At 41.8% G+C, this 13,715-nt stretch carries 13 protein-coding genes and 2 riboswitches; of the genes, 9 read left to right on the top strand and 4 right to left on the bottom strand.

What is annotated here, in order from left to right; translation table 11 throughout:
• Positions 1-28: 28 nt before the first annotated feature.
• Positions 29-2,317, bottom strand: a complete 2,289-nt coding sequence (gene metE / locus AAGG74_RS07125) for a 5-methyltetrahydropteroyltriglutamate--homocysteine S-methyltransferase (RefSeq protein ID WP_429674916.1) — start codon at positions 2,315-2,317, stop codon at positions 29-31.
• Positions 2,318-2,444: 127 nt separating this feature from the next.
• A riboswitch (SAM riboswitch) is annotated at positions 2,445-2,600 on the bottom strand.
• 130 nt (positions 2,601-2,730) lie between these two features.
• Entirely contained in the window at positions 2,731-3,690 is a 960-nt protein-coding gene (locus AAGG74_RS07120) for a S8 family peptidase (protein ID WP_429674915.1), read from the bottom strand.
• A 218-nt stretch (positions 3,691-3,908) separates the two neighbouring features.
• Here AAGG74_RS07120 and rsbRB point away from each other — a divergent pair, with 218 nt between their 5' ends.
• The 3 genes from rsbRB (at position 3,909) to mgtE (ending at position 7,054) form a co-directional block, all read left to right on the top strand.
• Entirely contained in the window at positions 3,909-4,742 is an 834-nt protein-coding gene (gene rsbRB, locus AAGG74_RS07115; protein WP_429674914.1) for an RsbT co-antagonist RsbRB, read from the top strand.
• A 313-nt stretch (positions 4,743-5,055) separates the two neighbouring features.
• Positions 5,056-5,193, top strand: a complete 138-nt coding sequence (locus AAGG74_RS07110; RefSeq protein WP_429674913.1) for a transcriptional regulator SplA domain-containing protein — start codon at positions 5,056-5,058, stop codon at positions 5,191-5,193.
• A gap of 106 nt (positions 5,194-5,299) precedes the next feature.
• Positions 5,300-5,467: riboswitch (M-box (ykoK) riboswitch) on the top strand.
• 231 nt (positions 5,468-5,698) lie between these two features.
• Complete coding sequence (gene mgtE / locus AAGG74_RS07105; RefSeq protein WP_162101329.1) at positions 5,699-7,054, top strand: magnesium transporter; 1,356 nt, start codon at positions 5,699-5,701, stop codon at positions 7,052-7,054.
• 42 nt (positions 7,055-7,096) lie between these two features.
• On the opposite strand, the gene AAGG74_RS07100 is transcribed toward mgtE, so the two are convergent.
• A complete protein-coding gene (locus AAGG74_RS07100; protein WP_003218544.1) occupies positions 7,097-7,429 on the bottom strand; it encodes a MerR family transcriptional regulator in 333 nt (110 codons plus the stop codon).
• Positions 7,430-7,622: 193 nt separating this feature from the next.
• Here AAGG74_RS07100 and AAGG74_RS07095 point away from each other — a divergent pair, with 193 nt between their 5' ends.
• The 4 genes from AAGG74_RS07095 to AAGG74_RS07080 all read left to right on the top strand — a co-directional run bounded on the left by AAGG74_RS07095 (position 7,623) and on the right by AAGG74_RS07080 (position 9,808).
• A complete protein-coding gene (locus AAGG74_RS07095; RefSeq protein WP_162101330.1) occupies positions 7,623-7,778 on the top strand; it encodes a hypothetical protein in 156 nt (51 codons plus the stop codon).
• Positions 7,779-7,865: 87 nt separating this feature from the next.
• Positions 7,866-8,048 (top strand): Fur-regulated basic protein FbpA, encoded by a 183-nt coding sequence (locus tag AAGG74_RS07090; RefSeq protein ID WP_162101331.1) that lies wholly within the window; start codon positions 7,866-7,868, stop codon positions 8,046-8,048.
• Positions 8,049-8,180: 132 nt separating this feature from the next.
• Complete coding sequence (locus AAGG74_RS07085; RefSeq protein ID WP_162101332.1) at positions 8,181-8,645, top strand: MarR family winged helix-turn-helix transcriptional regulator; 465 nt, start codon at positions 8,181-8,183, stop codon at positions 8,643-8,645.
• 611 nt (positions 8,646-9,256) lie between these two features.
• A complete protein-coding gene (locus AAGG74_RS07080; protein ID WP_429674912.1) occupies positions 9,257-9,808 on the top strand; it encodes a YkoP family protein in 552 nt (183 codons plus the stop codon).
• A gap of 28 nt (positions 9,809-9,836) precedes the next feature.
• On the opposite strand, the gene AAGG74_RS07075 is transcribed toward AAGG74_RS07080, so the two are convergent.
• Entirely contained in the window at positions 9,837-10,649 is an 813-nt protein-coding gene (locus AAGG74_RS07075) for a metallophosphoesterase (RefSeq protein WP_429674911.1), read from the bottom strand.
• A gap of 196 nt (positions 10,650-10,845) precedes the next feature.
• Between AAGG74_RS07075 and AAGG74_RS07070 the strand changes: the two genes are divergently transcribed.
• Together AAGG74_RS07070 and AAGG74_RS07065 are read left to right on the top strand one after the other, a co-directional pair.
• Positions 10,846-12,540 (top strand): DUF6044 family protein, encoded by a 1,695-nt coding sequence (locus AAGG74_RS07070; protein WP_429674910.1) that lies wholly within the window; start codon positions 10,846-10,848, stop codon positions 12,538-12,540.
• A gap of 12 nt (positions 12,541-12,552) precedes the next feature.
• On the top strand, positions 12,553-13,566 hold the full coding sequence (locus AAGG74_RS07065) for a glycosyltransferase family 2 protein (protein WP_225494131.1): 1,014 nt from the start codon (positions 12,553-12,555) through the stop codon (positions 13,564-13,566).
• Positions 13,567-13,715 lie beyond the last annotated feature (149 nt).

The following is a 13,715-nucleotide window of genomic DNA, read 5'->3' as shown; positions in this document are numbered from 1 at the left end:
ATCTGCCAGAGGCAAGATGGTTTCTATTTTATACAAGCTGTGTCTGTTGGGCTCTTGCCTGTTTGGCGGCTTCAACCATGTTTTTCAATGCTGCAACTGTTTCTTCCTGCTGTCTTGTTTTCAATCCGCAGTCCGGATTTACCCAGAAGCGGTCAGTCGGACAGACGGCAAGTGCATCAACGATAATGTTATACATTTCTTCAGTTGACGGCACTCGAGGACTATGAATATCATATACACCAAGGCCGAGCCCTTTCAAATACGGATGGTCTTTTAAGTAATCTAAAAATCCTCCGTGGCTTCTGCTGTGTTCGATTGTAATCACATCGGCATCAAGATCATTGATCGTATCAACGATATCTTCGAAGTTGCTGTAGCACATATGTGTATGAATTTGCGTCTCGTTTTTCACGGAAGAAGTGGTTAATCTGAATGCTTCTGCCGCCCAAGTTAAATACTCATCCCAATCACGGTTTTTCAATGGAAGGCCTTCGCGCAGCGCCGGTTCATCGACTTGGATGATTTGAATGCCTGCGTCTTCAAGGGCTTTTACTTCTTTGCGAAGGGCAAGCCCGATTTGGAAGGCGATTTCTTTTCTCGATATATCATTTCGAGGGAAAGACCAATTTAAGATTGTAACAGGGCCCGTCAGCATTCCTTTCACATGCTTGGAAGTCAATGACTGTGCATAGACTGTGTCTTTCACTGTCATCGGTTCAATAAATTCAACATCTCCGTAAATGACTGGCGGACGGACACAGCGTGAGCCATAGGATTGAACCCAAGCGTATTTTGTGAAGGCGAAGCCGGCCAGCTTTTCACCGAAGTATTCGACCATGTCAGTCCGTTCAAATTCACCGTGAACAAGGACATCAAGCCCTAATTCTTCCTGAATGTCAATCCATCGTTTTGTTTCGGCATTGATAAAGTTTTGATACTGTTCATCAGACCACTCATTTTTCCGCCATTTTTGGCGCGCGCTCCGCACTTCAGCAGACTGCGGGAAGCTTCCGATCGTTGTCGTCGGCAAAAGCGGAAGGCCGAGCGATTCATTTTGCAGGGCTAAACGTTCTTCAAACGGAATCGGGCGCTTAAAGTCATTAGCGGTTAATTGCTCGAGCTCTTTCTTTTGTTCGGAATTTGCGCCTGTTGCAAACTGTTTGAGTGCTTGAATATCAGCTTGCGCCTGCTGAATTTGCTCACTGATCGCCGCTTTTCCTGATACTAAACCTTCTTTCAAAGCTGTCAGCTCGGCTAGCTTTTCTTTTGCGTAGGATAATCCATTCAGTAAATCCTTCTCCAAATGCTCGTCAGGGTGTTTCGCTACAGGCACATGCAGCAGGCTGCTGGAAGGCTGAATCCACAGTTCATCCACTTTAGCAATGCTGAGTATATGGAGAATGGCATCGAGACGTTCATCAAGATCCGCTTTCCAAATGTTGCGTCCGTCAATCACGCCGGCTGCCAGCACTTTGTCTGTCGGAAAACCGTGTGTTTTGAGCTGTTCCAGATTTCTGCCTTTATCGTGGACGAAATCAAGGCCAATTCCCTGTACCGGGTAAGAGATCAGCTCTTCATAAGCATCAACAGAATCAAAATACGTTTGCAAAAGCACATTCAAGGAGGAAAGCTCGCTTGTTATGCTTTCAAATAATTCTTTTGCGCTACGGACATCCTCGCTAGAAGCTGTAACAAGCGCCGGCTCATCAATTTGAACCCATTTAACGCCTTCTTCCTCAAGCTCTTTTAACAGCTGTGCATATAACGGGACAAGGCGTTTTTGGATTGCTTTTGCTTCAGATGGTTTATAGCCTTTGGCAAGCGTGACAAACGTATAAGGGCCGACAATCACCGGTTTTGTCTCAATACCGTATTCCTGTTTGATCCTGCGGTAATCTGTGAGCTGTTTGTTTCGTGTCAGCCGGAACTCAATGCTTTCGTCATATTCAGGAACGATGTAATGGTAGTTTGTATTAAACCATTTTGTCATTTCACTGGACACGGCATCTTTTATTCCGCGGGCAATAGCGAAGTATGTATCGGTAGCGTCAGTCAAATGTCTGAATCGTTTCGGTATCCAGTTGAAGCTGACTGCTGTGTCGAGTACATGATCATACTGTGTGAAATCAGAAACAGGCACAACATCAATCTGCTGGTCAATTTGTGTTTTTACGGCAGATAAAAACAGGTCGTCGATTTGCTTTAAAAACGTATCTTTATCATTGCTGCCTTTCCAATACGCTTCAAGCGCTTTTTTCCATTCTCTGTTCAGTCCGATTCTTGGAAACCCTACATTCGATGTTTTGATGGTTGTCATTGTTTCTCCTCCTTTATATGTAAAACACTCTCGTTAACCCGCGGATACAGGCTGCTAAGAGGTTTTCTCACAACAAAAAGCCTCTTTCCCATGAGAGAAAGAGGCTTTTCTACGTAAAACACTGCCTCTCTCATCTCTCAGACACAATCTGATGGAATTAGCACCGTGCCTTATGAGACATCAGTCTCGGCGCGAAAAGCAGTGCGCCCCATTTCACAATGGAATTACGGTCGGTTGCTGTTGGGGTCAAAAGGCCAATCCCTCGCCCAACTCTCGATAAGAGAAAATGTTATGAATTTTTTAAAAGTTAAATCATTTGTTGGTAATCTTAACAGGAATCCAAATTCACTGTCAACATAGAATCGAAAAAATATTTTACAGTATTTTCATTATATTATATAAGAAAAATAATTTTATAGGGTCAGCAAATGTGATTGCTCTGCCTGTTCTGCAAGCTCATCTAGAACAGTTAAATACAGGAATCCATTGCCTGCCAGCGTTTTAGCAATATCAAGCGGAAATGTTCTGCGGATCAGCTGTGCATAAACCTCAGATTCAGATAGCTTTCGTTGAAATGCTTCTTCCTCAAAGCTTTTGATTAAAGCGAGCGCTCCGCTGACATGGGGGGCAGCCATTGATGTGCCGGTAAGCTTACCGTACTTTTTGTTAGGGAGGGTAGATAATATTTGTTCACCCGGAGCGACAAGATCAATTTCCTTATTAGCGTTTGAAAATTCTGATAATTTACGCGCTACGGAAACAGATCCAACTGCAATGACTTCATTATATGCCGCAGGGTAGGAAAGCTCTTCTGTGCGTTCGTCGCCGTCACCTTCATTCCCCGCTGCGCAAACGATGAGCACTCCGCTTTTAACGGCATTTTTCACCGCTTCTTTCAGCTCAGGTACATCGGTTGGTCCGCCAAGAGACATTGAGATAATATCGACTTTCTGTTCTACAGCATAGTTAATGCCGTTAATAATCCATTCGTACTGTCCGCTGCCGTTTTCACCACCGAGAACCTTCACAATCAACAGGCTTGCCTCAGGGGCAACTCCAGAAATCCCGCCGTTTGAATCATTGGCTGCAACAGTTCCGGCGACGTGTGTGCCGTGTCCGTTGTAGTCGGTAATTGCATCTTCCTTGCCGCCGTCGTCATCCGTAAAATTCTTTCCGCCGATGATTTGGGTTTTTAAATCAGGATGGCTTGCGTCGCATCCAGTGTCCAATATAGCGATTTTTACATTTTTTCCTTTTACCCCTTTTGCCCACATTTCTGGCGCCTTAATCACTTTAATGCCCTCAGGAAGCTCGTTTACATCCATGATCTGCTCATTGGTCACATACGGGATCAAGCGGATTTCACCATTCATAAAAAAGCCCTCCTTTTTTATGCTTTCAAGTGGATACAAGGGTGTTACCTCCTATTATATGAAAAAAACAATCGTTCAGACAGAGTCATTTGAATCATTTTGAAAAAATAGGATCCCGTCGAAATAATCAATTATTTTCAAAAAAACAGCTTTAATATGTATGACTGGGATTCAGCCGTCGGTCAAGTTATAATAATGTTAGGGAAAGGAGCATTGTGATGAAACTGAATGAAAAATTATATGCATTTTTTTCAGAGCATGTGGAACAAATGGCCGAGGAATGGATTGATACAATGGAGGAAAGCGATCCGAATTCGCTTTACGCCTTACATAATGCGTCAGTAACGGAAGAATTGAAAGAGCAGGATAGAGAATTTTACCGACATTTGAACTACATGTATGTTTTACCGGAAAAACAATTTCTCGAAGAATTTCAAGAGTGGGTCATTGAGCTGACGGACGATCAAAAGCATCTTAATACTCCGGTTCAGTATGTCATTCGGGAGTTTATGAGAAATCGGAGATTATATACGAAGTATTTTGAGAAGTTTGCAGAAGAAAACGAATCGGCGTTTGAATCGGGAGAGAAACAAAAATGGGCTGATTTGATTGTCAAAGTCTTTGATTTCACCATTTATACTTTCGTTGATCACGCTGAAACAAATGCCAAACAGCAATTAAACGCTCAGAGAGAAATGATATTGGAATTAAGCTCACCTGTTATTACCCTGAGCAAGTCAACAGCTTTGCTTCCGCTTGTCGGTGACATTGATACCGAACGGGCGAAGTTTATTTTGGAAAACACGCTTCAATCTTGTGCAAAAAGACGTGTGGAGAATCTGTTAATCGATCTGTCAGGTGTTGTGATAGTTGATACGATGGTCGCGCACCAAATCTTTAAATTGATCGAGGCCCTGAATTTGATCGGTGTTAAATCAACCCTGTCAGGAATCAGACCTGAAATTGCGCAAACCGCTGTACAGCTGGGAATCGATTTTTCTAATATTACAATTAAAACCAATCTTGCTCAGGCATTAAACTATCATCAATAAGAAAACTCCGCTATCGCCGATAGCGGAGTTTTTATGCTGCGAAACAGAAAAGATTCTGCGAATAACAAGTGAGCGAGGCAGCGTTCCGAGTGTTTCGGCTTATCAATGATCCGTAAAACAAATGAATCAACCTAACAGAAAGCGAGCTTGAGGAAGACGGCGGTGTTCCGTCTGCGAAATTGAAATCCATCTGCAACAAGAGAACCGAGGCAGAATATGATCTCCGCAAAGGTTGGACGTATCATTAAGCAGGGGATTTTCATGATAAGAAACCTTCTTTTGGACAATCTAAATAAAAAAGGAGGCGAAACAGATGGATAAGAAAGAGGAGCAATATATCAATCAGGCTGAATATGTGCCCCATCCGACGAAGGAAGGAGAGTACGCTTTATTACTTCATGAAACCTATCATTTGCTATCTGAAGATGACGAGACACAAACGACAGAATAAGGGCTTTGGCCCTTATTTTGTTTCGTAATTGTAATGAAAACGCATTAATTACTTTTTTGAGTTGACACAGCTTATTTTTTTCTGTAATCTCAGTGTGTCAATTCAATTAAAACTTCGTTAGGTGAGGCTCCTGTATGGAGATACGCTGCTGCCCAAAAATGTCCAAAGACGCCAATGGGTCAACAGAAATCATCGACATAAGGTGATTTTTAATGCAGCTGGATGTTTAGATCCTATGCCATACAGTGCTAAAGCTCTACGATTGAAGGCGCCCTGCACGCTTTTTTGCCGTGCTTCTTTCCCCTTCAATCCAGAAGGCTTTTTTTATGCCTTTAAAACGAATCTTATAAAAGGAGGTGCGGAGTATGGATTCTCCCCATTCGAGTCAATCTGAAGAAGTACCCATATACTATGACAGCGAGATAATTGATTACACGATGAGGAGACGATCTGCCGCACCTTCAGGCGAGACCGGCACGTCTCCGTAGAGGAGGTACGAGTCCCGATGATTCAAAACATGACCTACGACGAACTTATGTTACGCATCATTATTTTATTGCGAGACGGGAAAATCAGGGATTTTAGAAATGTTATTGATGAGCTTCAGCCCTATGATATGGCATTTATTTTTAAAGAAATGCCGGAGAAATACCGTGCCCGCTATTTATCTTATTTAACTGTGGATGATATTACTGATATGATCGGAGAGCTGGAACGCGAATACCAGCTTGTCGTCTTAAATAAAGTCGGAAAAACAAAAGCAACTCTTGCGATGAACAAAATGGACAACGATGACCTTGCTCAATTGCTTGAAGAAATGGACGAGGAACTGAAGGAACAGCTTTTGTCCAGCATGGAAGCGTCAGAGTCAAAAGCAGTACAGCTTTTGATGAATTATCCCGCTGACTCGGCGGGACGTATGATGACAAACCGGTATGTATGGATTCCTCAGCATTATACGGTGAAAGACGCGGTCGTCAAGCTGAAAAGCTTTGCCGAAATAGCTGAATCGATCAACTACTTATATGTCATTAATGAAAGCAAACAGCTGGTAGGCGTCCTTTCATACCGTGATTTAATTTTGGGCGAACCTGAAGAAAAGGTGCAGGATTTAATGTTTACCCGTGTCATATCTGCTGACGCCCTTCAGGACCAAGAAGAAGTTGCCCGTCTGATTGAACGTTACAATTTCTTGGCTATCCCTGTTGTGGAAGAGAACAATGTGCTTGTCGGCATTGTAACAGTCGATGATATTATCGACGTCGTTATTCGGGAGGCTGATGAGGATTATGAAAAATTTGCCGCTTCGGGTAAAGATATTACCTTTGACACAAAGGCTTACGTAGCGGCGTATCGACGCCTGCCATGGCTGATTTTGCTCTTGTTTATCGGTCTGATTTCCGGAAGCATTATCAGTTATTTTGAAGATGCCCTTCAGCAGGTTGTCGCTTTGGCGTTCTTCATGCCAATGGTGTCAGGGATGACAGGAAATACGGGAACACAATCTCTCGCGGTGGTCATCAGAGGGTTGTCTAAAGAAGAAATGAACAAAAAAACCATTTTACGCCTGATTTTCCGGGAGTTCAGAACAAGTATTTATATCGGAGCGGTTTGCTCTGTGCTGATTGCGATTGTTTCCATCTTGTGGCAGGGAAGCGCATTGCTTGGATTTGTTGTCGCTTCTTCACTGTTCTTCACTTTAATCATCGGTACGATGTCAGGAACTGTTATCCCGATTATTTTGCATAAACTGAACGTTGATCCGGCGATCGCTTCAGGCCCGCTGATTACAACGTTAAACGATATTTTGTCTTTATTAATTTACTTTGGCATTGCCACTTTATTCATACAATCATTATAAATGATAAAAGTCCGTCTCCATCGTGAGCCGGACTTTTATCATTTACCGGTTTTTATACCGAAAGTGAGCATTAAGCTGCCCTTCCAGCATTTTTTTTCGCACTTGCGGATCATTTTTCAGCATCTGTTCTTTTTTACGCATATCCTTTAAAATTTCAGCCGTCTGTACACCGTCTTCGCGTTTATTGGCAATATCCATCAGTCGCTCCACATCGGCAAAGGAATATTTTCTCGTTCCCCTCGAAGAACGCTGCGGATAAATGAGCTTTCGTTCCTCATAGTACCTGATCTGCCTTACGGACAATCCTGTCAATTCACTCACAATCCCGATTGAAATCACTTTTTTGTCTTTATAAGAATGATCTTCTGTGGCCATTTTTCCACCCCTGGATGTCTTTTGATAATAGTATATAAAAAACAAAGAGAAAAAACCTGACGCTTGTCATATTTTCTAACATTGAATAGAAGATTTTTGAAAAAATACGGAAGAAAAATTAACAAGAATAATGCGTAACATACAAGTGCGTTTTATTCTTTATGTAATGAATAAACGAGGAGGAAGGATAATCATGGAGAAAGAAAAAGCAGTCTCACTGGCAAAAGAAATTATAGAGTTGGATATCAAGCGCGATGAAATGCTGGAGGCGTTTATGCAGCTTGCCGGAGAACATGCTTTTCAATTATTAAGATCAGTTCAAAACGGACTTTATCGAAAATCTTCGTAAACATAAATTCTTTACATGAAATTCATACCACGTTCATTTAAAAAGAGTATCTTTTGTATAGGATACCTCAAAATGAAGGAGGGCGCTATGAGTAATTTATTGAAATCTGCTTTAGAAAAAGAACGAAACCATTATTCTGAAAAACTCTTTCAAATCGGAGTTTATAACAAAGAAGTGATGAACAAAATGACGGTTTCTGAACTTCGGAAAGAATACGCTTATTTTTTCCGAAGCGTTCGAAATCGCAAAACATATCCTTATACAAGATAATGTATAAGGATTTTTTTCTTTCAGAAGGAATTTCTTGAATGCATAGAGAATACATATAGCAAGGGACTGGACCCTTATTATATGTAAGGGTTTTCATTATATTTTTATAAAAATCCTATATACGAGGTAGATATGATGAGATTATCGTTTAACGAAGAAGAAGTTGAGCGTGCGATGAATTTGTACAGAGTTTTTGCGAGAGCTTTCAAAAGTGTGTCCGAACATAGTATCCGTGACAGCAAAGAGCACGGATTTAACCCCACTGAATTTGCTGTACTGGAGCTTCTGTACACAAGAGGCCCGCAAAAATTACAGCAAATTGGGTCAAGACTTCTGCTTGTGAGCGGGAACGTCACATATGTCATCGACAAATTAGAAAAAAACGGGTTTTTAGTAAGGGAACAGGACCCGAAAGATAAACGGTCTGTTTACGCACATTTAACTGACAAGGGAATGGAGTACTTGGATAAAATTTATCCGATCCATGCACTGCGTATTGCGAGAGCGTTTTCAGGTCTTTCGTCTGATGAGCAAGACCAGCTGATCGTCCTGCTGAAGAAAGCTGGCATTCACAGCCAGCATTTATTGTTTCGTTAACGATTCTACACTCTCTGTTTCAGGGAGTGTTTTTTGTTACATAGTGATACACCCCTCCGCTTTTTCATGTCTAAGATTCTCTAGAAGGTTCACATTTCTTTTCTCCTGCATGATACGGAATGGTCACCTCCCAGTTTTAACTGTGCGCTTGAGCGTTTTCTGTGAAGGCAGGAAAAAAGGTGGCGTAAACTTTTGACATGACAGTAGAGCTTTTCTTTCCTGCTGCATAATATTTCGTATAAGTTGATTCCACCACATAAGAGCTGCTTCTTGATATGTAAGTCGGGGTAATCCCGCTCCATAAAAAATCAAAGTATCCACTCACAACTGTCTTATTCGGACCGTTTCTGATTCAGCAGATCAGAAGCTTTTTTCTTTGGCTGCCCTCCTGATTTTTCAGCAGGTGAAGAATCTATAATGTCACGCTTTCCTTCTATCCGCATATGAAAAACATCAATTTTCAGATGCCAGTACTTGAGAGTCCAATTCAGCCTGCAGGGGATCGGCGACTACTTTGGTCAAAAAAAATGCTTAAAAAATATGGCAACTATATTTTGAGGAGAACAATCGCAAAATATAAGGGTGTGTTTGATCATGAGGAAGGTGAAGTGATGAAAGCCTGTTTTCTCTCCATTTGGAGAGCGGTTGACCCGATTTATTTCTTTTTTTCAAGGCTGACCTTGCTTGGCAAAGATCGTAAAGGCATCTTGCGAGTCAGGCTGACGAAATACAAAGGACATCATGTCGTGCTGAGCGACGGAACACATATCAAAAAAAATGATGTGCTCGTTAAAATTCATCTCCATAACATAAAGCTGATTACAGAGCTGCAAAGCATTGAAAACGCGGTCCGAAAGGGAATCATTATCTATCAAAAAGTATATCAGGCGATGCCGATGCTCCTGGAGTACATCAACAATCATAAAAAAAGGGAAAAAATCAAAGGAATCATTGGCATTACAATGCTTGACAAAGGCGTGGAAAGGCTCGGCTTTGATGTGGTCATCCCGGTCAACCCTGTTTACAGATGCTTTAAAAAGCTTTCCCATGTGCCGATTTTATTTCTCACTTCAAAGCCAGTGAGCCTGCGGCATTTACCACATTCATCCTATTTGTTTATTTCAACAGAAAAGCTTCAGAATATCTATCAAAAAAAAGACTGATGCCGCGATCAGCTCAGTCTTTTTTACATTAAATTTGATGAAATGTCACTTCAGGGCGGCTTCCGACACGGATATTTACACCGGTTTGTCCTAAGCCTTCACTGATATAAAACGGCTTATCGTGGTGATAATGAAGGCCTTTAATCATGTTCATGCGCACGAGTTTGCCCATTTTCACCAAATGGTACGGTTTTGGCCAGTGAATCTGCCCGCCGTGAAAATGGCCAGAAAGCAGGTAATCATAATGAACATCTTCCATATCCAAAACAATGTTTGGGTCATGTGTTAATACAAGATGATAGCCGTTTTCTAGATGCTGATAAGAGCCGGAAATACGACTGCGATTGGTACTGTAATCATCAATGCCGATAATATTGACATGCCCTGCAGCTGTCTCGATTTGAACATGCTCATTTTGCAGGGTGGTACAGCCGTTTTCCTCTAAAACACGCTTTAATCTCTGAAAGTCCTTTTCTTTCAATACATAATCATGATTGCCGAACACCGCAAACATTCCATATGCGGGCTTCAGCTTTTGCAATGCATGTAAGTAACCTGCCAGCTTCGGAATATTACGTTTTCGGTCTAGAAAATCTCCGGTAAGCGCAATGATGTCTACAGGCTGATGTTTTGTTAGCTGATACAGCTCTTCAGGTGAAACAGAAATGTTTTCTAGGTGAAGATCTGATAAATGAAGGATATTTAATTTTTTTCTGGCTGGAAGGCCGTCTTTTTGATCAATTGAAATGGTGTTGACCTTTACATCTTTTGTATTGCGATTCGCTTTATATAGAAATGGCACACACACGAGTATGGCCAACGAAAGTAAGATGATAAACAAAATATATCCCCTCCCCTCTTATTAGTATAGTAAGTGATCGAACCTAATGGATAGCGGGAATTAATGGGTGATCGACAGGCTTGAGAATCAGATTGTTGTCTGATGAATGTTTTGGAAAGGAAAAGGGATAATAAATTTTGACACCTAAGGCAGAACATGCCGGATGTGGTCAGAATAACAGATGGATGTGTAAGCGATGTTACGATTAATGAGCCAACACAAAAAAGAAACATATTATCTCTGGATCGCATTATTTCTTCTATTACTGTATGTATCACCGCTTTTTATTTTAAAGGAAGATGCCCATATTCGCGTCCACGACAATTTAGATTCCAATATTGCTTGGTACAAGGTACTGGCAGATAGCGGAGAAGTCATCGGCAAGGTGGACGCTGCTATTCCGCAAATCATTAACGGGCTGCCGAGGGATGCCTTTGGCACTGAGCTGAGCGGAATTGTTTGGCTGCACGCTTTGTTTTCTTCCATGACCGCCTATGCAATAAGCCAGACGATAACAAGGGTTGTTGCTTTTTTTGGAATGTATGTGCTGTTGAAAAAACATTTCATCCCCGAGCCGAAAGCAGCCTTCATACGAATTGGCGTATCACTGGCCTTTGCTTTGACACCTTTCTGGCCTTCCGGAATGCTGAGTACACTTGGATATCCTTTGGCACTGTGGGCTTTTTTGAATATCAGAAAAGGGGATTTTTCATGGAGGGAGTGGCTGACGCTCGGCTTGCTTCCTTTATATTCAAGCTTTGTCTTAGGCTTCTTCTTTTTCCTAGCAGGGATGGCGTGCTTTTGGCTGAATGATACGATCACAAAAAGAAGATGGAATCTGGCTTTTTTAGGCAGTATCGCTTTTATGACGAGTATTTATCTTTTCGTTGAATACCGGCTTGTCTATTCAATGCTGTTTTCGCATGCACCGATGCATCGGATTGAATTCATTTCATCAAGGCATGACGTATGGCATTCTCTTCGTCTATCCGTAAAAAACTTTGTTTATGGCCATAATCATGTGATGACCGTTCATACCCTCGTCATCCTTCCGATCGTGCTGCTCGTGTTTGCAGCTTTGCTCTTTAAGCGAAACCGGACAAAGTTAGAAAATGGTTATCTGTTTTTATGTGTACTTAATTACGGGCTGTCATTATGGTATGCGTTTTGGTTTAACAAGATATGGGCAGTGCCCAAGCAGACATTTGCCTTTTTAGCTGAATTCAATTTTGCCCGTTTTCATTTTCTCCGTCCTCTTGTCATTTACGTGAGTTTTGCGCTTGCTTTATATCTCATTTGGCGAATGGGGAAAGGGTGGAAATGGCTTGTATACGCAGCAGTCGCTGCACAGCTGATGGTGCTGGCGCCTTTTAATGAAGAATATACGTATGGCGTCCACTATAATGCGCCGACATTCCGGGAGTTTTATGCATCTGAGCAATTTAAAGAAATTAAGGAATATATCGGACGCCCTCAAGATTCGTACAGGGTGGCAAGCATCGGGCTGCATCCGTCAATCGCCCAATATAACGGGTTTTACACGTTAGATACGTATAACAACCTATATCCGCTCTCATATAAATACGAATTCAGGAAAATCATTGAAAAAGAGCTGGAAAAAAATGATCGTCTAAAACAATATTTTGATGAGTGGGGAAGCCGCTGCTATCTTTTCGTTGATGAACTCGGTAAACGATATGATTTCAAGAAGAATTCCAAGAAAACGATCAGCAATCTTCAATTAAATACGGATGCATTTAAAAAAATGGGTGGACGCTATATTTTCTCTTCAGTTCCGATCAGGAATGCTGATCAAAACCATCTCGCGCTCGTTAAAATGTTTGACCATGAACATTCCGCATGGCGCATTTATTTATACGAAACAAGATAAGGAGGATATGAATTGAAACAGTCACAGCCAGTATTAACCATCGTCGTTCCATGTTTCAATGAAGAGGAAGTGTTTCAAGAGACAAGCCGTCAGCTGACAGAGGTTGTAGACAGCCTGTTTGAAGAAAAGTTAATTGCTGAAGACAGTAAAATTCTGTTTGTCGATGATGGCAGCAAAGACCGCACCTGGGCTTTGATTGCAATGGAAAGCATAAGAAACAAGAAGGTTACAGGCTTAAAATTAGCCAGCAATGTCGGACACCAAAAAGCGCTTTTAGCCGGGCTGCATAAAGCGAAAAACAGATCAGACTGCGTCATTTCGATTGATGCTGATCTTCAGGACGACATCTCTGTGATTCGGGATTTTATGCTGAAATACCATGAGGGCTGTGAAATCGTTTATGGTGTCCGCCGCTGCAGAAAAACCGATACCTTTTTTAAACGCACGACTGCTTTAGGGTTTTACCGGCTTATGAATAAGCTTGGGATTACATTAATATACAATCATGCTGATTTTCGTTTAATGAATAAAAGATCTCTTGAAGAGCTCGCTCGTTATCCGGAAGCGAATCTGTTTTTAAGAGGTATTGTTCCTATGATCGGCTTTAGATCTGCCGAAGTTTTGTATGACCGTAAGGAACGCTTTGCCGGCAAAACGAAATATCCGCTCAAAAAAATGCTATCATTTGCTTTTAACGGGATCACATCCTTCAGTGTCGCGCCGATTCGATTTTTTACGCTTTTAGGATTTATTTTACTTTTCATAAGTGCTGTGGCGGGAATCGGGGCGTTCGTGCAAAAGCTGCTAGGCCATACAAATGCAGGGTGGGCGTCGCTTATTATTTCCATTTGGTTTTTGGGCGGGCTGCAATTAATGGGAATCGGAATTATCGGTGAATATATCGGAACGATTTTTTCAGAAGTGAAAAGACGGCCGAAATATGCGATTGATATCGATTTGTATAATGAGCCGCTAAGTCCGCTCCAGCGTCAGGAGCGGGATCGATTGGAGAAAAAGTACAGTTGAACGCAGAGAGCTGACTTCATCAGTCAGCTCTCTGCGTGTCAGCGGCAAAACCTCGTGTTCGTTGTCAAGGCTGCGCTTCGGTGCTCATAAATTTCAACATTCGCTGTGCTCAGATGCCTCTTCATGGGTTTTTCAATCATGCTGAAAAG

Source organism: Bacillus mexicanus (assembly GCF_050445615.1).
Classification (GTDB): Bacteria; Bacillota; Bacilli; order Bacillales; family Bacillaceae; genus Bacillus; species Bacillus mexicanus.
This window is presented reverse-complemented; position numbering and strand designations above follow the sequence as displayed.